Here is a 19,022-nt window from a genome sequence, read left to right as displayed (position 1 = left end):
TTCGCGGCGGCCGGCTGGAGAGTTTCTGTCATGCCGATCGCCTACTACATCACCCATCCCCAGGTTCAGATCGACGCCACCATTCCGGTACCGGATTGGGGCCTGTCCGACGTCGGCCGGGCCAGGGCACACGCAATGCTGGACCAGCCGTGGATCGCATCGATCGGGCGTGTGGTGTCGTCGGGCGAGCGCAAGGCCATCGAAACCGCCGAGGTGCTCGGGCGGCATCTAAATCTTGCCGTGCAGGTCAGGCAGCGGATGCATGAGAACGACCGGTCGGCGACGGGTTTCCTGCCGCCTCCGGAGTTCGAGGCGGTCGCCGATCAGTTCTTCGCCAATCCACACGAAAGCGTTCGCGGCTGGGAGCGGGCCATCGATGCGCAACAGCGCATCGTGAGCGAGGTCGAAGCCGTGCTCGACGTCAACGACGCCGGCAACATTGCTTTCGTCGGACATGGAGGCGTGGGAACGCTCCTGCTGCTGTCGCTGAGCGACAGGCAGATCAGCCGCGAAGCGGATCAACCGGCGGGCGGCGGCAACTATTTCGCTTACGATCTCGGCGCGCGCCGCCTCATCCATGGATGGCGGCCGATCGACAGGCTGTCTTGACCGGGCGCTCGGCAGCGTAGGCATGGCGCACAGGCTCTTCTGGTGGCATAGCAGTTGCTCAAGGATATGGATGGGAGTAATATTTCCTACTATGGAGCAATGCAGGAAGGACGCAGCGTGGCAAACGTTGAAAAAATGAGCGTGGCTGTGACCCCGCAACAGGCAGCCCTGATGCGCGAGGCTGTGGAAGCAGGCGAGTATGCCACCGCAAGCGAGATTGTGCGTGAAGCGGTGCGGGATTGGCTGGCCAAGCGCGAACTGCGGCATGACGATACCCGCCGGCTGAGACAGCTGTGGGATGAAGGCAAGGCAAGCGGCAGATCTGAGCCTGTGGATTTCGATATGTTGCGAAAGGAAGCTCGGCGAAAGCTGACGGAAGCCTCGCCGAATGGCCGTTAGGCTGGTCTGGTCATCCGCAGCCACGGCTGACCTCATCGATATCTACATCATGATAGGCAGCGAAAACATACGGGCGGCCGATCGTTATTATGATCAGTTGGAAGCGCGGGCTCGGCAACTGGCGGACCAGCCGCGCATGGTGTCAGGCGACCGGATATCAGGCCCTCCGCACGAATGCTGGTGGAGGCGCCGTTTGTACTGCTCTACGAAACCATTCCGGACACGGACGATGGCCCAGTCGACTGGGTTGAAATCGTCCGTGTGGTGGACGGGCGTCGGGATCTGAACCGTCTGTTCTAATGCATGTCGCCCGGAAGTGTCCTCGGTTCCGGGATAACGACATGCATAAAATCAGAAGCTTACAGCAGGTCGGGCGAATCCTATTCGCCGCGACATGCTGTAGCTGTCTAGCGGATCAGCAGCGCCGTGCCCCAAAGCCCGAGCGCGAACACCGTGTGCGACACGAGGTTGAGGGCGCGGATCCGCATCGGGTTCGGCCGCTTTGAAGCCGCCCAGCCGGCGCCCATGCCTGGCGCCAGCAGAAACCAGCCGGCCCCGACGGTGACGATGCCGAGGATGAAGGCGGGCAAGAATGTCGGCGCGGCCAGCCAGCCTGCGCCAACCAGCACTACGAGGATGATGCCGTAGACGATGCCGACGAAGTAATGGAAAGCCCAGCCCAGCGCCTTCTCGTGGGCATAGGGCGCCGCATCGCCGATGTCGTCGTGAAACACCTTGTCGCCGAGATGCCAGACCCAGCGCCCGACCGGCCCCCAGTTCGGCCGTGGCTGGCCGAACGCCTTGTGCAGGAAGAAGGCCCAGATATCCATCAGGACAGTGGCGCCGACGCCGATCGCGATAGCGCGCCAGAAGATGTCAGACATCATTGATCCCCCGGGGAGCCGGCAGTTCTGGAGCGCAGCCGCTTGTCAAGCGAGGCTGGCCGTTGCGGCCTCGCCCTGACTGGCCGTCGAACTTCAGAGCTGGCCGAGAATATGAGCCGCACCGGACTCGTCGACGCCGGGTTTGGTCTCGACATTGAGCGCGGTGACCTTGCCGTCGTCGACAATCATCGAAAACCGCTTTGAGCGCAGGCCCATGCCGCCACCGGACAAGTCCGCGTCAAGACCGACCGCCTTGGCGAAATCGCCATTGCCGTCAGCGAGGAACAGGATCTTGCCTTCGCCGCCGGTGAAGCGCGCCCAGGCGCCCATGACGTGGACGTCGTTGACCGAAACGACGGCGATGGTGTCGACGCCGCGCGCCAGGATCGCGTCATGGTTCTCGAGATAGCCGGGCAGATGGTTGTTGCTGCAAGTCGGCGTGAAAGCGCCGGGAACGCCGAACAGCACCACCTTCTTGCCCGGGAAAATCTCGGCCGACGTGATCGGCTTGGCGCCATCGGCTGTCATGGTCTTGAAGGTCGTCTCGGGCAGCTTGTCGCCAACGGAGATGGTCATGAGTTCCTCGCTTGGGGATTGGGGAAGGACGCGTTTTGCGATAGCGAAACGTGCCTGTTTCCGCAACTGGCCAGCAGCCGGTATCGAGACGGCCAAGCTCAAGGAAAAGGCAGCAGCCCTTCGACCGCGCCCGCCGAACTCGTCAGCGTGTAGTGGAGCCCGCCGTCCGTCGGCGTCGTCGAGGGGCGATCGAGGATCGGCACGGTGAAGATCAACTTGCCGTCCTTTTCCGCGCGGGAAGGACTACCGAACATATAATCGCGCTCGCCGGCGACGAAGAAATCCGTTGCCTGCGGATCGCCAGGAAAACTCGCCTCGACCACCAGCGTCTCGTGATCGCCCGGGAGCACCTTGACGCCGAAGTCAGGTTTTGCAGCCGCCGGCAATGCAGTGACACTCGCCTTTACCAATGCCGCGTCGTCGGCATTGTCGGGATCGGAAGCGGGATCGACGCTCAGCCGTGTCTGCACTGGGATGCAGATGGTTTCACAAATGCCGAGAAAGATGTCGGCATCGATAACAGCCGGCTGGTTTGGCGTCGCCAGCGTGAACGTCACCGGCAGCGAAACCGGGTGGTTGTAGCCGGCCCATTTGCCATAGCCATCGTCGTGGCGCTGCGGCGCGGGAAAGGACAGTGTGGCATCGGCAATATTGGTGCTGGCCGATATGTCGAGCTGCGGCGGCACACCTGCGTCCCCCGGGTCGCGCCAGTAGGTCTTCCAGCCGGGTTTGAGCGCGATATCGAGAACACCCTGGATACGGCCGGCATCGTCCGGCTTGCCTGATGTCACCAGCCGCACCTTGCCGCCCTCGCTATTGTACCAGGCGGATGACGAGGCGGTGGCGGGAAGGGAGGTTGCCAATCCGATGGCGGCGCCGAGCAACAGGAGTTTCAAGCTTTGCATGGCGATGATTTGATCGTCCGTTCGTGGCCGCGCAATGATTTCATGGCCTTGCTGATATCATATTTGCGTGACCTTCGCGGGCAAGCCAAGACCGGCCTGGCAATATGGGCTTTGGTCGAATCCGGTACGGCGCATCTTTTCGACGCCCGGGAAACACGGTACCCTGCCTGGCATGGATTTGTTGCGCCACAAGAAGACAGCCGCCGGCGGCGGCTTTCTCGACGATCAGTTCCTGATTGCCATGCCTGGCATGAAGGATGATCGTTTCACGCGCTCGGTCATCTATATCTGCGCCCACAGCGATGAAGGCGCGATGGGCCTGATCATCAACCAGACACAGCAGATGCTGTTTCCGGACCTTCTGGTGCAGCTCGGCATCATGAACGAGCTGGAGGCGATCCGCCTTCCGGCGCAGGCGCGCGATTTCGTCGTGCGCAACGGCGGGCCTGTCGACCGCAGTCGGGGCTTCGTCCTCCATTCGGGCGACTACCGCGTGGACTCCTCGCTCACCGTTTCCGACGACATCTGCCTGACCGCGACCGTCGACATATTGCGGGCGATATCGTCAGGGCGCGGGCCGCGCCGCGCGCTGATGGCGCTCGGCTATTCCGGTTGGGGCGCCGGCCAACTGGAAACCGAGATCGCCGAGAATGGCTGGCTGACCTGCCCGGCGACGCCGGAATTGCTGTTCGACGCCGACATCGAGCGCAAATACGACCGGATTCTCGCCTCGATCGGCATCGATCTCGCCCATCTCAGCATGGCCGCCGGACACGCCTGAGATTCTTCTCAAGCCTGGGTTAGCGGATACTGCTCCTTCAGCGTCTTCAGCACCTGGTCGCCCGGCATCGGCGCGCCGAACATGAAGCTCTGCACATATTCGCAGCCCATCTGGCGCAGCTCCAGCGCATCGCGCTCGTCCGATATGCCCTCGGCGACCACCGACAGGCCGAGCTCATGCGCCATGTTGACCATGGATTTGAGTAGCACCGCGCGTTTTGGCGTGCTGTCGTCGACGAAGCTCTTGTCGATCTTGATGGTGTCGAAGGGGAACCGCGTCAGATAGGCGAGCGACGAATAGCCGGTGCCGAAATCGTCCAACGACAGGCCGATGCCGAGCTGCTTCAGCTTGGTCAGCACATGGGCCGTCTGCTCGGGATTGTCCATGACCAGGGATTCGGTGAGTTCGAGCCGGAAGCAGCGAGGCTTCAAATTGGCGCGTGCGATCACGGAACGCACATCGCTGACTAGGTCGCGGCGGATGAGCTGGCGGCTGGACAGGTTGACCGAGACCGACAGCGGCGCATCGCCGATCTGCTTTTGCCATCCTGCGAGATCCTCGGCTGCCTGCTGCATGGCAAACAGCCCAAGCTGCACGATCAGTCCGCAGCTTTCGGCAACCGGGATGAAATCGGCCGGCGGAATCATGCCGCGGCGTGGATGGTCCCAGCGCAGCAACGCTTCGAAGCCGGCGACGCTGCCGTCTTCCAGGCGCACGATCGGCTGGTAGGCCAGCGTGAACTCGCGCCGCTCGATGGCGCGCCGCAGGTCGGATTCGAACTGCAGACGGTCGGTGCCGACGGTGCGGAACGCAGGGCGAAACGGCTCGATCCTGTCGCCGCCGAAGCGCTTGGCCTGATGCATGGCGAGTTCGGCGTCCTTGACCATGTCCTCGGCCGAGGTCTGCGCCGAGGTCCAGGTGATCAGGCCGATAGAGGCGGTCAGCACGATCTCGCGCTTGGCAAAGGTGATCGGGTTGTTGATCGCATGCTTGATCGCATCGGCCACGCCGGCGATGCGGGCCGGATCCTGCTCGGACAGCAGCATCAGCGCGAACTGGTCGCCGGCGAAGCGCGACAGCGAATCCTTCGGCTTCAACAGCCGATGCAGGCGGCGCGCTATGGTGAGCAGGATGGTGTCGCCGGCCGAGATGCCGAGCCCGTCATTGACCTGCTTGAAGCGGTCGATGTCGATGACGAAGACGGTCGGCCGCACCTTCTCTTCGGTGCGGGCGATCGAAATGATCGCCTCCAGCCGGTTCATGAACAACTCGCGGTTCGGCAGGCCGGTCAGATTGTCGTGCACGGCGTCGTGCAGCAGTCGCTCCTCGGATTTCTTCTGTTCGGTGACGTCGACCATGGTGCCGACGCAGCGAATGACCTCGCCGTCCGAGCCGATGACCGGGCGTGCGCGCAGGGCAAACCAGTGATAGTGCCCGTCGGCTCCGCGCAGGCGGAAATTCTGCGCCACCTTGCCACGGCGATGCTCCAGAACGACGTCGAGCGTCGTGCGGAACGTGTCGCGGTCATCGGCATGCAGCACCGGCAGCCAGTTGCGCGCGGCCCCGCCCAGGCTGTTGGGGGCAAGGCCGAGCTGGATGCTGACATCAGGTTTGGTCACCACGCGGTCGCGCAGCACGTCCCAGTCCCACACCGTATCGCCCGATCCCGCGACGGCCAGCGCCTGTCGCTCGAGATCGGAGAACAGCCCCTGATGCAGCGCACCGCCTGCAAAGGCGTGCTGCATGACGGTGAAGCCGATCAACAGGATGATCAGGATCAACCCGCCCCCAAGTGCCGGTTGGGCGATGTCGTTGTCGAGCATGCCGGTGATCGCCATCCACGACCCGCACAGCCACAACAGCACCATGACCCAACTGGGCACCAGCATGATGGCTCGGTCATAACCACGAATACCGAGGAAGATGATCAGGCCGAGCCCGGTTAGCGCCGTGGCGGCAAACGAGATGCGGGCGATGCCGGCGGCGACCGCCGGATCGACGATGGCGACGCCGGCGATCAGCAGCAGGCCCAGAATCCAGACAAGGGCGCCATAGCTGAAATGGCCGTGCCATCGGTTGAGGTTGAGATAAGCGAACAGGAAGACCACGAAGGTCGCCGCCAGCGCCACCTCCGTTCCGGCCCGCCACATCTGCTCGTTGCCGGGCGAGATCTCGATGACCTTGTTGAGGAAGCCGAAATCGACGCAGATATAGGCAAGCACCGCCCAGGCAAGGGCCGCCGTCGCCGGGAACATCGACGTCCCCTTGACGACGAACAGGATGGTCAGGAACAGCGCCAGAAGGCCGGCAATGCCGATGACGATGCCGCGAAACAGCGTGTAGGAATTGACCGAATCCTTGTAGGATTCCGGATCCCACAGGTAGACCTGCGGCAGCTTCGGTGAAGCGAGTTCGGCGATGAAGGTGATCACCGTGCCGGGATTCAGCGTCACCCGGAACACGTCGGCGTCGGGGCTGGTCTGCCGGTCCAGTGCGAAGCCTTCGCTGGGCGTGATGGCGGCGATGCGCGTCGAGCCCAGATCCGGCCAGAAGATGCCGGAATTGACCAGCCGGAAATGCGGCGCCACGATCAGCCTGTCGAGCTGCTGGTCGGTGGTGTTGGCGAGCGCGAAGACCGCCCAGTCGCCGGTCGAGCGGGCATCGTTGGCCTCGACCTCGATGCGCCGCACGATGCCGTCCGGCCCGGGCGCGGTCGACACCTGGAAGTTCTCACCCTGGTTGCGGTAGATCTCGACGGCGCGCGACAGGTCGAGCGCGACATCGTCGCGGGCGATCTTGATGGGTTCGACGGCAAAGGCCGACGAAGCCGCGCACAGCGTCAGCATCGTCGCCAGCAGAAAGGCGAACAGCGGCCCGTTTCGCAGGAAATTCGTCAAAAATCAGTCCTTCGTTCCAGCGCCCGGCGGATCGTCGGCGATCCGGGCGTAGAGGTAGTGGTCCTGCCAGATGCCGTTGATCCTGAGATAGGATCGCAGAAGTCCTTCGCGCCGGAATCCGGCTTTTTCAAGCACGCGGATCGACCGGATATTGTCGGGAATACAGGCGGCTTCGATCCGGTGCAACCTCAGCGTATCGAAGGCGAAGCGGGTCACCACCTTGACCGCGTCGGTCATCAGGCCACGGCCGCCGAAGCGCTCGCCGATCCAGTAGCCGACATGGCCGCTTTGCGAGACGCCATGGCGTATGTTGCCGAGCGTAATGCCGCCCGCGAGCTTGCCGCTCGACTGCTCGAAGATGAAGAAGGCGATCGCTGTTCCTTGCGCATAGTCCTCGCGGTAGCGGCTGATGCGCAGGCGCCATGCCGTGCGGTCGAGTTCGTCGGGGGTCCAGCGCGGCTCCCAGGGCTCCAGGAACGCCCGGCTTTCGCCGCGCACCGTCGACCACTCGCGGTAGTCGTTGGTGAACGGCACGCGCAGCGTGACGAGGTTGCCCTTCAGTGCCGGCAGGTCACGGCGAAAGAAAGGGAGCGCGAACACGGCGCTTGGGACTTAGACGGCGAGCCTGCGGGCCGTGGCCTGCGTGCCCGGAAGCGAATCGAGGATCGCCTCGTATGGTGCCAGCGTACCCACGGGCCCGACAGCGGTAAGCGTCGGCTTGGTCGAGAACATCCGCGACGACAGATCGGTCAAGCGCTCGACCGTCAGTGCCGCCAGCCGCTCCATCAGCTCTTCCTTTGCGATCGGACGGCCGAACAGGAGCAGTTGCCGCGCGATCTGCGAGGCGCGGCTGGCCGGGCTTTCGGCGGACATGATTAGCCCGGCGCGATACTGGGCGCGCGCGCGGTCGAGTTCTTCCTGCAGGATGCTCTCGCCGGCCTTCTGCAACTCGTCGACGATGACGGGCACCAGCTTGGCGATGTCGCTCTGTCCCGTGGCGGCATGGACGCCGAATATGCCCGTGTCGGAAAAGCCCCAGTGGAAGGCATAGACCGAGTAGCACAGGCCGCGCTTTTCGCGGACTTCCTGGAACAGACGCGATGACATGCCGCCGCCGAGAATCATCGACAGCACCTGAGAGGCGTAGAAATCGCGCACATGGTAGGCGCGGCCCTCGAAACCCAGCACGATCTGCGCGTCCATCAGGTCGCGGTCCTCGCGGAAATCGCCGCCGACATATTGCGCGTATTGCGGAATGGTGCTGTCGGCCTTGCTGCGGAAACCGCCGAGCCGGTTTTCGACCTCGCGCACGAACTTGTCGTGCTTGATGTCGCCGGCGGCCACGATCACCATCCGCTCGGCGCCGTATTGGCGTTCGATGAAATCGTGCAACTGCTTGGAGGTGAAGGATTTTACCGTCTCGGGCGTGCCCAGGATCGAGCGGCCGATGGTCTGGTGGCGGAAGGCCGTCTCGGTGAAACGGTCGAAAACGATGTCGTCGGGCGTGTCGTGCGCGGCGCCGATCTCCTGCAGGATGACGTGCTGCTCGCGCTCGAGTTCCTGCGGGTCGAATTCGGACTCCTGCAGAATGTCGGACAGGATGTCGACGGCCAGCGGCACATCGTCGGAGAGCACCCTGGCGTAGTAGGATGTGGTCTCGACGCTGGTGGCGGCATTGATCTCGCCGCCGACGTCCTCGATTTCCGAGGCGATCTCGAAGGCGCTCCGCCGCTTCGTCCCCTTGAACGCCATGTGCTCGAGCAGATGGGCCATGCCATGCTCTTCTTCGCGTTCATTGCGGGCACCCGACTTGACCCAGGCACCCAAGGCAACCGATTCGATACTTGGAAGGGTTTCGGTGGCGACTGTCAGGCCGTTCGACAGACGGCTTACCTCAACACCCATATGGCTCGTACTCCTTAACGCGCCGCCCGCGCGCGGCGGCTGACGTAATCTTCCACCATTTTGAGGTCGGATGGAAGTACCGTGTATTTTTCCTCAAATGTCATCAATCCCCCTAGCCATGCGGGCAGGGCGGGCGAGACCCCGCTGGCGGCCTCGACGGCGGCCGGGAATTTCGCCGGGTGGGCGGTGCCCAGCACCACCATCGGCACCGCGCCAGCCTTGCCCGCCGCCACGTGCATGGCCGCCGCCGTGTGCGGATCGAGCAGGTAGTTGCTGTTTGCCAGCGTCGAGCGGATGGTGGCGGCAACCTCGTCCATATCGGCGCGGCCGGCGTCGAATTCGGACCGCATCCCGGCGATTTCCGCGGCTTCGATGGTGAAAGCGCCCGATTGCTTCAGGCCGGCCATGTAGCGCCGCACCGTTGCCGCATCGCGATTTGAGGCCTCGAACAGCAGGCGTTCGAAGTTCGACGAAACCTGGATGTCCATCGACGGCGAGGTGGTCGCAAAGACCCCCTTGGTCCGGTATTCGCCGGTCGCAAAGGTGCGTGCCAATATGTCGTTGTCATTGGTGGCGATGACCAGCCGTTCGATCGGCAGGCCCATCTTCTTGGCGGCATAGCCGGCGAAGATATCGCCGAAATTGCCGGTCGGCACCGTGAACGACACCGGCCTGTCCGGTGCGCCGAGCGAGAGTGCCGAGGAGAAATAATAGACGATCTGGGCCATGATCCGTGCCCAGTTGATCGAATTGACCCCCGACAGCGACACCTGGTCGCGAAAGCCGTGATCGTTGAACATATCCTTCAGCAGGCCCTGACAGTCGTCGAAATTGCCCTCTATCGCCAGCGCATGGACATTTTCAGCCGTCGATGTGGTCATCTGCCGCTGCTGAACCGGCGAGACGCGGCCATGCGGAAAAAGGATGAAGATGTCGGTGCGGCTGCGCCCGGCAAAGGCGTCGATGGCCGCGCCACCGGTATCGCCCGACGTGGCGCCGACGATGGTCGCGTGCTGGCCGCGTTCGGCAAGCACATGGTCCATCAGCCGGGCAAGCAACTGCATCGCCACGTCCTTGAAGGCCAGCGTCGGCCCATGAAAGAGTTCGAGGACAAAAGTGTTGGCGCCGGTCTGCACCAACGGGCAGACGGCCTCATGGCGGAAGGTGGCATAGGCTTCGCGGACGAGGCGCTCGAAGACTGGCGCGGCGATCTCGCCGCCGAGAAACGGCGTCAACACGCGTATGGCGAGGTCGGGATAGGCAAGGCCGCGCATGGCGCGGATGTCGGCCTGCGAGAAGTGCGGCCATTCGCGCGGCACATAGAGCCCGCCATCGCGCGCCAGCCCAGTCAGGATGGCGTCGGAAAATCCAAGCGCGGGCGCTTCCCCGCGGGTACTCACATAATGCATGTCACAGATCCGTTTGCCGCCTGATTTTTCCGTTCACCACAAGGTGGTTAATTTCTGCACCGGCTCTAGTCGCATTTTTGCCGCGCGGTTGATATACGTCACCAGCTTTGCGAGAGGGAAGTGCAGTTTCATGGCGTTTCGTATATCAAGTGGTCGCTTTTTGGCGGGTCTTGCGCTCACGGGCTTTATGCTTGCCGCCGCCGGCTGCCAATCAGGCGACAATGGCATCCTGAACCTCGGTTTCGGCAAGAAGGACCCGACGGCGCCTCCGCCGCCACAGGATCCCAAGGTGCTGGCCAGCCAGCTGAACGCCTATTGCCCTAGGGTGACCGTGCGCGATGGCACCGCCTTCTTCAACACCTATGTCAACGAGGTCCAGAAGCCAAAACCGAAGCTCAAGAAGACCGGCGACGCGGCCGCGGATGCCGCGGCCCAGGCCGCGGCTGACGCCGCTGCTGCTACGCCGCCCGACGATTCGGCGAGGATCATTTATCAGGCGTCGATCAGCGACGTGACCCGCGATTGCAGCCGTGCCGACGGACAACTGACGATGAAGATAGCGGTTGCCGGCAAAATCGTACCGGGACCGAAGTTCACGCCGGGCACCATCACCATGCCGATCCGCACGGCGGTAATGCATGGCACCGACGTACTTTATTCGCAGATCCACCAGTACCAGGTTCAGGTGACCGATCCCTCGGTCGCCACCCAGTTTGTCTTCACCGATTCCAATGTCGTCATACCAGCGCCAACGGCCGCGGACTATCAGGCCTATGCCGGTTATGATGAAACCGCGCCCAAGGCGACGACCGACAAGCCGAAGCGCAAGAAGAAGAAAGCAACGAACTGAACGAAGCCCAGGTGCCTCGCGGCGAGTTTGCCGAGGCGCATCGTCACATGCAGGGGACAACGGCGGCATCGCTGGCCGACCAAGACCCCCACGCAGTCAACCGAGCTACTCGGGCAGTCCCGCGCGTCGTAGTGCGCTTCCAAGAGCCTCCGCGAGCGCGGGCGCGCAATTCACGCCTGCGAACTGGCGGCTGTAGCGAAAGCCAGGCTGAAGCTCGAGCACGCGAGCGGCGGCCACCTTCGCTTCATCCAATCGGCCAAGGTTGGCCAGCGCGGCAGCCAATTGCACATAAGTGATACTATGCGCCGGGTTGGCTTGAACGGACTTGTAGGCCGCACGGCAAGCTTCTTCGTAACAACCGCGCAGCAAATGGCTCATTGCTTGAGCGTCAAATGCCGCCCAAGTCCACGAATCGAACGGGCTTAGCCGCATACCCTGCTCGCTCCATTCTATCGCGCGCTCGGCTTCGCCGCTCCATCCGAGGATGACGCTGCCAAGAATGTAGGTCAGCGCCGATGACGGACTGATGGCGAGCGCGGCCTCCAATGCAGTAAATGCAGCGGCGCGATCGTGAGCATCCATTCCGATGGAAAAGCCGGCCCAGGTCAGAGCGAGCGCATCATCCTGTCCATGGACAATGGCAGACCGGGCGTGACGGATCGAAGATGCACGGTTGATCTCCTGCAAGCCGGCGCGAAGAAACAGGCAATGGTGGCACATCGCGGCATTGCCATGTGCCAGCGCATAAGTCGGCTCGAGTGCGATAGCGCGGTCAAGAAGCAGCAGCGCTCTGGTCACTTGCTTCGGCATGCCTGAATCGACGTCGGGCTGGGCTTGCAGCACGAGATCGTAGGCATCGAGGCTGTCAGGCCGCTTCCGCCTGACACGTTCGATTTCGGCTTTCCGCACGCTCGGCGCAATTGCGCCCACTGCTGACAGCGCGATCTCGTCTTGAAGCGCAAATATGTCTTCGGAGCTTCGGTCGTAGCGCTCGGCCCATACATGCGCACCGGTCGATGCATCGATCATCTGCCCGGTAACACGCACATTACCGCCGGCCTTGCGCACACTGCCTTCGAGGACATAGCGAACGCCGAGCTCGCGACCGACCTGCTTCACGTCCACGACACGACCCTTGTAGGTGAAGGTCGAGTTTCGTGCGATGACGAACAGCCACTTGATGCGTGCCAGGCCTGTGATGATGTCGTCCACCATTCCATCGGCGAAGTATTCCTGCTGCGGATCGCCGCTCAAGTTGGAGAACGGCAGGACGGCGACGGAAGGCTTCCCGGGCAAGGTCGGTGCCGACGCGGCGCGGACGGCGGCCGAGGCATCAGGAACATTCCTGGTGACAGCCGGTCCGACATAGCGATAGCCGCGGCGCGGCAATGTTTCGATCCAGCTGTCGACATTCGCCGTGTCGGCCAGGACGCGGCGCAAGGTTGCGATCTGAACCGTCAAATTGTTATCGGCAACCGCCAATCCGCCCCAGCCCGCCTCGATCAGCGTGTCCTTGGATACGGGAACGCCCGCATTCTGGATCAGCAGGCGCAGCAGCGCGACGGCGCGTTGCCCAAGTATGGTCGGCTCACCCCAGCAAAAAAGAATGCCCACCTCCGGATCGAGGCGGAACGGGCCGAACTGGTAGAGGTCGCCCCTTACGGTCATCAGAGTCTTTTAGCAAATTTTTGGGAACGGATTCACGACTTTCCGCCACGAACGGCCGATGTTGCACAAATGCTTGTTAAAAGCATGCGCCCAGCCAAAGGAGGGTCATATGAGCGCCAATGCCTTCATCCGCAGGCCCGATGAGAAGAAAGGCGTCATGCTGCGTGGTCATCCCATGGCTTTCCTCGTAACCGGCGAGAATACCAAGCACACCAGCATGTTCGATTGGACGATCCCGCCACAGTTCGCCACCGGGCGGCATGTGCACCGGGTGCAGGAGGAGACCTTCTACCTGCTCGACGGCGAGTGTGAGTGGCATTTCGGCGACGAGACGATCCGCGCGACGCCTGGAACCTTTCTGTTCATCCCGCCGGGGGTGCCGCACAACATCACCAATGTCAGCGAGAAACCGGCTCGCGTGCTGATGACCGTTTCTCCGCCTGGCCATGAGCATTATTTCGAAGAGCTCGCCAGCCTCGCGGCGCAAGGGGCGCCGGATCCAAAAGCGCTCGCCGATCTGCGAAATCGCTACGACACCGACCAGCTCTCGACTTTGACGACGCGCGCGTAGGCTCGTCACCAGACTTCGATGGCCGCTCCGGGCCTTTCTGAGTTCGGACCGTTCTTCCGCGAGCCGCCGGACGCGCTTCGGGAACGACACCGGCTAAGCAAGGGTCGGACGCGCTGGAAATCTTCGCGGGCAGAGTTTCCAGCGAGCCGCCCTAGAGCCGGATGATTTCAGGTCGAGTCGACCTGAAATCTGAATCCGTCTCTAAATCAAAGAGATAGAGGATGATGTCGTCCGAAAACCGCTTCACACTTTTCGGCATCATGCTCTAGGCGTCTTCCGACCATTCCGACAGCGCCGCGATCACGCTTTTCAGCTCCGCCCAGCGGCGGATCACCGTCTCGGCGCCGGCCTCCGTCAGGGCATCGGCATGGCCGGGATAGCTGTGGCTGGCACCCGTAAAACCGATCACGCGCATGCCGGCGGCCTTGGCGCCGGTGACGCCATGCACGGAATCTTCGATGACGAAGGTGTTCGCCGGGTTGGCGGCGAGCTTTTCGGCGGCATGCAGGAACACGTCCGGAGCCGGCTTGGTCTTTCCGGTCGGCGTCTCCATCGCCGAGAAGATGCGCCCGGCGAAGAATGGCAGCAGATGCACCTTCTCCAGCATGAATTCGATCCGCTCCGAACGTGAATTGGAGCAGATGCAGCGCTGCGCCGTGACCGAGGCGACCGCTTCGCGCACACCCTCGATGGCACGCACGTCGCTGCGCAGTTTGCGGTCGACCAGTTCCTCGGCGCGATCGATCAGCGACACCTGGAACGGGATCTTGGACTTCTCCTCGATCCGCATCAGTATGTCCTTGAAGGTCAGGCCGGCATAGGTCTCGGCAATTTCCTCCGCCGAGATTTCATATCCGGCCAGGGTGATCAATTCGGCCTCGACCCGCGCGGCGATGATTTCGGAATCGACGAGCACGCCGTCGCAATCGAAGATGACAAGGTCTGGCTGGGGCATGGTGATCCGGACGATGGAGGATGGAGGGATGGCCGCTGAGGGCTCGAGCGGCGCGGCATACACCAATGGCCGGACCTTCGCAAATCCGGTGGCCATCCGCGCGCCTTCACCGAATATTTACGCTGATCGGTAACCATAACGGGGAGTAAACAGTAACGCGTGCATTGGGTGTAAAAAATGTCAGCCGTGCGTCTTCTCGACGAGCTCTCCCACGCTCCCCAGCAATCCGAATGGCTGGACACCATCCTGAAAGGCGATTGCGTCGCGGCGCTCGACCGCCTGCCGGAAAAGTCGATCGACGTTATTTTTGCCGACCCGCCCTACAATCTGCAGCTCGACGGCGATCTGCACCGTCCCGACCAGTCCAAGGTCGACGCGGTCGACGACGACTGGGACCAGTTCGAGAGTTTTGAAGCCTATGACGCCTTCACCCGCGCCTGGCTGCTGGCGGCGCGCCGCGTACTGAAGCCCAATGGCACGATCTGGGTCATCGGCTCCTACCACAACATCTTCCGGGTCGGCGCCAAGATGCAGGATCTCGGCTTCTGGATTCTCAATGACGTGGTCTGGCGCAAGACCAACCCGATGCCGAATTTCCGCGGCCGCCGCTTCCAGAACGCGCATGAGACGATGATCTGGGCCTCGCGCGACCAGAAGGGCAAGGGCTATACCTTCAACTATGAAGCGCTGAAGGCATCGAACGACGACATCCAGATGCGCTCGGACTGGCTGTTCCCGATCTGCACCGGCGGCGAGCGCTTGAAGAACGACAATGGCGACAAGCTGCATCCGACGCAGAAGCCCGAGGCATTGCTCGCCCGCATCATGATGGCCTCGACCAAGCCCGGTGACGTGGTGCTCGACCCGTTCTTCGGTTCGGGCACGACGGGTGCCGTGGCCAAGCGCCTCGGCCGCCACTTCGTCGGCATCGAGCGCGAGCAAGCCTATATCGACGCCGCCAATGCGCGCATCGATGCCGTGCGGCCGCTCGACGAAGCGGATCTCACCGTGCTTACCGGCAAACGCGCCGAGCCGCGCGTCGCCTTCGTCAGCCTGATCGACACCGGGCTGGTGACGCCCGGCGCCACGCTCTATGACGCCAAGAAGCGCTGGGCCGCCAAGGTTCGCGCCGATGGCACGGTAGCGATCGGCGACAGCGCCGGCTCGATCCACAAGATCGGCGCCGAGGTGCAGGGGCTGGACGCCTGCAACGGCTGGACCTTCTGGCATTATGAGCGCAGCGGCGGGCTGACCCCGATCGACGAGTTGCGCCGCATTGCCCGCCTCGGCATGGAGCGGGCAGGGGGCTGACTCCCTGCCGCTTGCCTCATATTCGTTGATTCAAAATCTCAACGGATCGCTGCAAGCGATAGAGATCACGCATTGATTCCAAAGCGTTGAAGATCTGCTTGCAGCGTCCCGGCATCGGTGAACAGCACCGCTTGCCAGCCGGCGGCCTTGGCGCCGTCGACATTCTTCTGGCTGTCGTCGATGAACAGCGTCGCGGACGGCTCGAGGCCGAACGCAGCCACGTGATGGTCGTAAATGCCGCGGTCCGGCTTGATCTTGCCGATCTCGCCGGAGATAGTGACGCCGCGCGGGCGATCCAGGAAATCGAAGCGTTCGCGCGCTTCGGCAAGCGTGTCGGAGGCAAAGTTGGTCAGCATGGTGACATCATGGCCGCTTTCGATCAGGCCGAGCATGATGGCGACGCTGTCGTCATAGGCGTGCGGAACCATCTCGTGCCAGTGGCGGCGGAAATTGCGGATGTTTTCGGCGTGCTCGGGGTGCTCCGCAACCAGTAGCGCCTCGGCCTCTTCCCATGTCCGGCCGCGATCCTGTTCGATGTTCCAGTCATGCGTGCAGACATTGTCGAAGAACCATTTTCGCTCTTCGGCATCGGGAATGAGGCGACTGAACGGGATGTTCGGATCGTAGTGGATCAGCACGCGGCCGATGTCGAAAACGATGTGGCGGATTTCAGTCATGGGGCCTCTTTGTACTCAATGGCGACGGCTTTTTCGTCGCGCCGGGTATCGCAGCCTCGATTGCCTTTTTCATGACAGTGGGCAGCGCCTCGCCCGAAATCTCATGGGCGGGCGACCAGAAATACCCTGCCAGTGCATCACCTTTGATGTGGGCGCGAAAGACTTCGAGTTCGAGAGCAAAATGGGTGAAGACATGCATGATGGTTCCAGCGTACCGCCAGTCGCCGGGAAAAGGCGCCGCGGCTTGCGTCGTGGCTCCGTCGACCCGCGCTGTCCAGGCGGTGGTCGGCACTTCCGTCATGCCGCCGAGCAACCCCTTTTCCGGTCGCTTGCGCAAAAGAATGGCGCCGTCCTCACGCGTGGCCACGAAAGCCGCGCCGCGCCGCAGCGGTTTGTCGGCTTTCGGCAGCCGCACCGGGAAATTCTCGGGGCCGCCTGTAATGACGGCGCTGCAGTCCTCGCGCAGCGGGCACAGCATGCAGCGCGGCCGGCGTGGCGTGCAGATCGTGGCGCCGAGATCCATCACCGCCTGGGCGAAGTCGCCGGGCCTTGTCGCCGGCACCATGCGCTCGACATGGGCCCGTATCTCGGCCTTGGCTTCGCTCAGCGGCGTCGTGATCGAAAACAGTCGTGAGATGACGCGTTCGACATTGCCGTCGACAACGGCGGAGGGACGGTCGAAGGCGATTGCCGTAATGGCCGCCGACGTATAGGCGCCGATCCCCGGCAATTCCCGGAGTCCGGTCTCGGTGTCGGGAAACCGGCCGCCGCGCGCCGCCACCAGATCGGCACAGGCCTTGAGATTGCGGGCGCGGGAGTAATAGCCGAGCCCCGCCCAGGCTTTCATCACATCCTCTGTCGGCGCCGCGGCCAGCGCTTCGACGTCGGGCCATTTCTCGACAAAGGCACGGAAATAGGATTTCACCGCTTCGACGGTGGTCTGCTGCAGCATCACCTCGGACAGCCAGATACGGTACGGGTCGGGCCGCACACCGCGTGCATGCTCGCGCGGGGTGATGCGCCACGGCAATTCGCGATGATGCGTGTCGTACCAGGCGAGCAGGTGTGACGCCGTATCGTCTGAGATGGCTTTGCTTGTCGGGGCCTTGCGGGTCTGGTCTGCTGGTGCCATTGATCTTGCGTTGGCCTGGCCGGTATCTGCTGGGTCGTGGCTGGAGAACGCACATGGCAGGGAAAAGGCCCTTCGGCAATCCCGTTCCGGTGAGCGATCTCGCCACCGAGATCCTCGACCCGGTGCTGCGCAGGCGGGCAGGCATATCGATCGGTCTCGTCCAGTCCTGGGAAGAGATTGCCGGACCGCGCCTGGCCATCCACTCGCGGCCCGAAAAGATCCAGTGGCCGCGCCGCCTGCACGAGGATGATCCGTTCGAGCCGGCCGTGCTGGTCATCGCCTGCGAAGGCATGGCCGCGCTTCATCTGCAGCACGAGACCGGCGAGATCATCAACCGGGTGAACGCCTTCCTGGGCTTTACCGCGATAGGTCGCATCAGGATCGTGCAAAGGCCGGTAAGCTCCGGAAAGGCCCGGCCCAGGCCTGCCCTCAGGCCACTGAGCGCGGCGGAAAAGGCGAAATTGGCCGATACTGTCGGGCTGATCGAGGATGACGGGCTGCGCGCCTCGCTGGAAAGGCTGGGTGCGACCATTTTGGGCGGAAGGAAAGCCTAGTTCCGACTGGAAACAGTCATAGGTTTGTCGTTAATCTCGCGCATTCGTGATCACCCTTGTCAGGTTTCGCGATTGGATTGGGGACAGGGATGCCTTAATTCGCGCCAACTCTCGCTTTTTCGTGCCTTTGCATTGCAAAATTAACCCTTATCAGGTGATTCGTATGAGCCGTACCCCGTTTGGCCAAAGCTTCTCTCGCAGAAACGTCCTGACTTCGCTGGCCGCCATCCCGGCGGTGGCCCTGCTCGCCGCCTGCAGCGATTCCGGCGAACAGGCCAAGGCTGCGGACGTCAAGCCCGCGGACCCGGCGACGGCCGCAAAGCCGGCCAGCCCCGCCGCGGTCCAGGTGCCGGAGGCGCAAGGCACGGTGGATATGGCCGAATTGCTGAAGCCGGGTGCGCTGCCCGACAAGCAGCTCGGCAAGGATGACGCCAAGGTCACCATCGTCGAATACGCCTCGATGACCTGCCCGCACTGCGCGCATTTCGCCGAGACCACCTTCCCGGAATTGAAGAAGAAGTACATCGATACCGGCAAGGCCCGCTACATCCTGCGCGAATTCCCGTTCGATCCGAGCGCAGAAGCCGGTTTCATGCTGGCGCGCTGCGCCAAGGACAACTATTTCCCGATGGTCGATGTCCTGTTCAGGCAGCAGGCGAACTGGGTTGGCGTCTCCAACACCAAGGAGGCGCTGCTGCAAATCTCCAAGCTGGCCGGTTTTACACAGGAGTCCTTCGAGGCCTGCTTGACGGACCAGAAACTTCTGGACGATGTGAGATCGGTCCAGAAGCGTGGCGCCAATGAATTCAAGGTCGACTCGACACCGACCTTCTTCATCAACGGTAAGACCTACAAAGGGGCGATGTCGATTGAGGAAATGTCGGCCATCATCGACCCTCTGCTCTGACATCGGCTCAGCGGCGAAGCGGCAGCGCTCCG

General features: G+C 62.8%; 20 protein-coding genes. 9 read left to right on the top strand and 11 right to left on the bottom strand.

The genetic code is table 11. The annotated features are described in order from the left end of the window. The first annotated feature begins 30 nt into the window (after positions 1 to 30). Genes FJ970_RS26430 through FJ970_RS26420 form a run of 3 tightly spaced genes read left to right on the top strand, consistent with a single transcriptional unit; the run spans position 31 to position 1,294 of the window. Positions 31 to 609: a histidine phosphatase family protein gene (locus tag FJ970_RS26430; protein WP_140761090.1), complete on the top strand. Its 579-nt coding sequence runs from the start codon at positions 31 to 33 to the stop codon at positions 607 to 609. A 54-nt stretch (positions 610 to 663) separates the two neighbouring features. Beyond that, positions 664 to 1,008, top strand: a complete 345-nt coding sequence (locus tag FJ970_RS26425; protein WP_411966599.1) for a type II toxin-antitoxin system ParD family antitoxin — start codon at positions 664 to 666, stop codon at positions 1,006 to 1,008. Next, positions 998 to 1,294 carry a type II toxin-antitoxin system RelE/ParE family toxin gene (locus tag FJ970_RS26420; protein WP_140761087.1) on the top strand — a complete coding sequence of 99 codons (297 nt, stop codon included), beginning with the start codon at positions 998 to 1,000 and terminating at the stop codon, positions 1,292 to 1,294. Before FJ970_RS26425 ends, FJ970_RS26420 begins: the two co-directional genes overlap by 11 nt. A 121-nt stretch (positions 1,295 to 1,415) precedes the next feature. Here FJ970_RS26420 and FJ970_RS26415 read toward each other — a convergent pair whose 3' ends face one another. From FJ970_RS26415 to FJ970_RS26405, 3 genes are all read right to left on the bottom strand, one after another. Then, entirely contained in the window at positions 1,416 to 1,892 is a 477-nt protein-coding gene (locus FJ970_RS26415) for a DUF2938 domain-containing protein (protein ID WP_140761085.1), read from the bottom strand. 93 nt (positions 1,893 to 1,985) lie between these two features. Then, positions 1,986 to 2,468 carry a peroxiredoxin gene (locus tag FJ970_RS26410; protein WP_140761083.1) on the bottom strand — a complete coding sequence of 161 codons (483 nt, stop codon included), beginning with the start codon at positions 2,466 to 2,468 and terminating at the stop codon, positions 1,986 to 1,988. A gap of 98 nt (positions 2,469 to 2,566) precedes the next feature. Then, positions 2,567 to 3,373 (bottom strand): protein-disulfide reductase DsbD domain-containing protein, encoded by an 807-nt coding sequence (locus FJ970_RS26405; protein ID WP_140761081.1) that lies wholly within the window; start codon positions 3,371 to 3,373, stop codon positions 2,567 to 2,569. A gap of 172 nt (positions 3,374 to 3,545) precedes the next feature. Here FJ970_RS26405 and FJ970_RS26400 point away from each other — a divergent pair, with 172 nt between their 5' ends. Further along, positions 3,546 to 4,154 carry a YqgE/AlgH family protein gene (locus FJ970_RS26400; RefSeq protein ID WP_140761079.1) on the top strand — a complete coding sequence of 203 codons (609 nt, stop codon included), beginning with the start codon at positions 3,546 to 3,548 and terminating at the stop codon, positions 4,152 to 4,154. Between the two features lie 8 nt (positions 4,155 to 4,162). Here the strand turns inward: FJ970_RS26400 and FJ970_RS26395 are convergent, their stop codons facing one another. Genes FJ970_RS26395 through thrC form a run of 4 tightly spaced genes read right to left on the bottom strand, consistent with a single transcriptional unit; the run spans position 4,163 to position 10,365 of the window. Beyond that, positions 4,163 to 7,051 carry an EAL domain-containing protein gene (locus tag FJ970_RS26395; protein WP_127873126.1) on the bottom strand — a complete coding sequence of 963 codons (2,889 nt, stop codon included), beginning with the start codon at positions 7,049 to 7,051 and terminating at the stop codon, positions 4,163 to 4,165. 3 nt (positions 7,052 to 7,054) lie between these two features. Further along, positions 7,055 to 7,651 (bottom strand): GNAT family N-acetyltransferase, encoded by a 597-nt coding sequence (locus FJ970_RS26390; RefSeq protein WP_140761077.1) that lies wholly within the window; start codon positions 7,649 to 7,651, stop codon positions 7,055 to 7,057. 12 nt (positions 7,652 to 7,663) lie between these two features. Continuing rightward, positions 7,664 to 8,956 (bottom strand): M16 family metallopeptidase, encoded by a 1,293-nt coding sequence (locus FJ970_RS26385; protein ID WP_140761074.1) that lies wholly within the window; start codon positions 8,954 to 8,956, stop codon positions 7,664 to 7,666. Between the two features lie 14 nt (positions 8,957 to 8,970). Then, positions 8,971 to 10,365 carry a threonine synthase gene (gene thrC, locus FJ970_RS26380; RefSeq protein ID WP_140761072.1) on the bottom strand — a complete coding sequence of 465 codons (1,395 nt, stop codon included), beginning with the start codon at positions 10,363 to 10,365 and terminating at the stop codon, positions 8,971 to 8,973. Positions 10,366 to 10,495: 130 nt separating this feature from the next. Between thrC and FJ970_RS26375 the strand changes: the two genes are divergently transcribed. Continuing rightward, a complete protein-coding gene (locus tag FJ970_RS26375) occupies positions 10,496 to 11,215 on the top strand; it encodes a hypothetical protein (RefSeq protein ID WP_140761070.1) in 720 nt (239 codons plus the stop codon). 105 nt (positions 11,216 to 11,320) lie between these two features. Here FJ970_RS26375 and FJ970_RS26370 read toward each other — a convergent pair whose 3' ends face one another. Next, entirely contained in the window at positions 11,321 to 12,883 is a 1,563-nt protein-coding gene (locus FJ970_RS26370; protein WP_140761068.1) for a winged helix-turn-helix domain-containing tetratricopeptide repeat protein, read from the bottom strand. Between the two features lie 109 nt (positions 12,884 to 12,992). Here FJ970_RS26370 and FJ970_RS26365 point away from each other — a divergent pair, with 109 nt between their 5' ends. Next, the gene (locus tag FJ970_RS26365) at positions 12,993 to 13,454 is read left to right on the top strand and encodes a cupin domain-containing protein (protein WP_140761066.1); all 462 of its coding nucleotides are present in this window, start codon (positions 12,993 to 12,995) and stop codon (positions 13,452 to 13,454) included. A 265-nt stretch (positions 13,455 to 13,719) separates the two neighbouring features. Here FJ970_RS26365 and FJ970_RS26360 read toward each other — a convergent pair whose 3' ends face one another. Further along, the gene (locus FJ970_RS26360; protein WP_140761118.1) at positions 13,720 to 14,409 is read right to left on the bottom strand and encodes an HAD family hydrolase; all 690 of its coding nucleotides are present in this window, start codon (positions 14,407 to 14,409) and stop codon (positions 13,720 to 13,722) included. Positions 14,410 to 14,586: 177 nt separating this feature from the next. Between FJ970_RS26360 and FJ970_RS26355 the strand changes: the two genes are divergently transcribed. Beyond that, positions 14,587 to 15,720, top strand: a complete 1,134-nt coding sequence (locus tag FJ970_RS26355) for a site-specific DNA-methyltransferase (RefSeq protein WP_140761064.1) — start codon at positions 14,587 to 14,589, stop codon at positions 15,718 to 15,720. 65 nt (positions 15,721 to 15,785) lie between these two features. Here the strand turns inward: FJ970_RS26355 and FJ970_RS26350 are convergent, their stop codons facing one another. Together FJ970_RS26350 and mutY are read right to left on the bottom strand one after the other, a co-directional pair. Then, positions 15,786 to 16,397, bottom strand: a complete 612-nt coding sequence (locus tag FJ970_RS26350) for an HAD family hydrolase (RefSeq protein WP_140761061.1) — start codon at positions 16,395 to 16,397, stop codon at positions 15,786 to 15,788. Continuing rightward, on the bottom strand, positions 16,390 to 17,529 hold the full coding sequence (mutY, locus tag FJ970_RS26345) for an A/G-specific adenine glycosylase (RefSeq protein ID WP_140761059.1): 1,140 nt from the start codon (positions 17,527 to 17,529) through the stop codon (positions 16,390 to 16,392). Before mutY ends, FJ970_RS26350 begins: the two co-directional genes overlap by 8 nt. Positions 17,530 to 17,582: 53 nt before the next feature. Here mutY and FJ970_RS26340 point away from each other — a divergent pair, with 53 nt between their 5' ends. Together FJ970_RS26340 and FJ970_RS26335 are read left to right on the top strand one after the other, a co-directional pair. Continuing rightward, complete coding sequence (locus FJ970_RS26340) at positions 17,583 to 18,083, top strand: DUF721 domain-containing protein (RefSeq protein ID WP_140761057.1); 501 nt, start codon at positions 17,583 to 17,585, stop codon at positions 18,081 to 18,083. A 163-nt stretch (positions 18,084 to 18,246) separates the two neighbouring features. Next, on the top strand, positions 18,247 to 18,990 hold the full coding sequence (locus FJ970_RS26335; protein ID WP_140761055.1) for a DsbA family protein: 744 nt from the start codon (positions 18,247 to 18,249) through the stop codon (positions 18,988 to 18,990). Positions 18,991 to 19,022: the final 32 nt, after the last annotated feature.

Origin of the sequence: Mesorhizobium sp. B2-1-8, from assembly GCF_006442545.2 — a bacterium.
Taxonomy (GTDB): domain Bacteria; phylum Pseudomonadota; class Alphaproteobacteria; order Rhizobiales; family Rhizobiaceae; genus Mesorhizobium.
The sequence above is the reverse complement of the archived record's forward strand: the minus strand, read 5'-3'. Positions and strand labels throughout refer to the sequence as shown.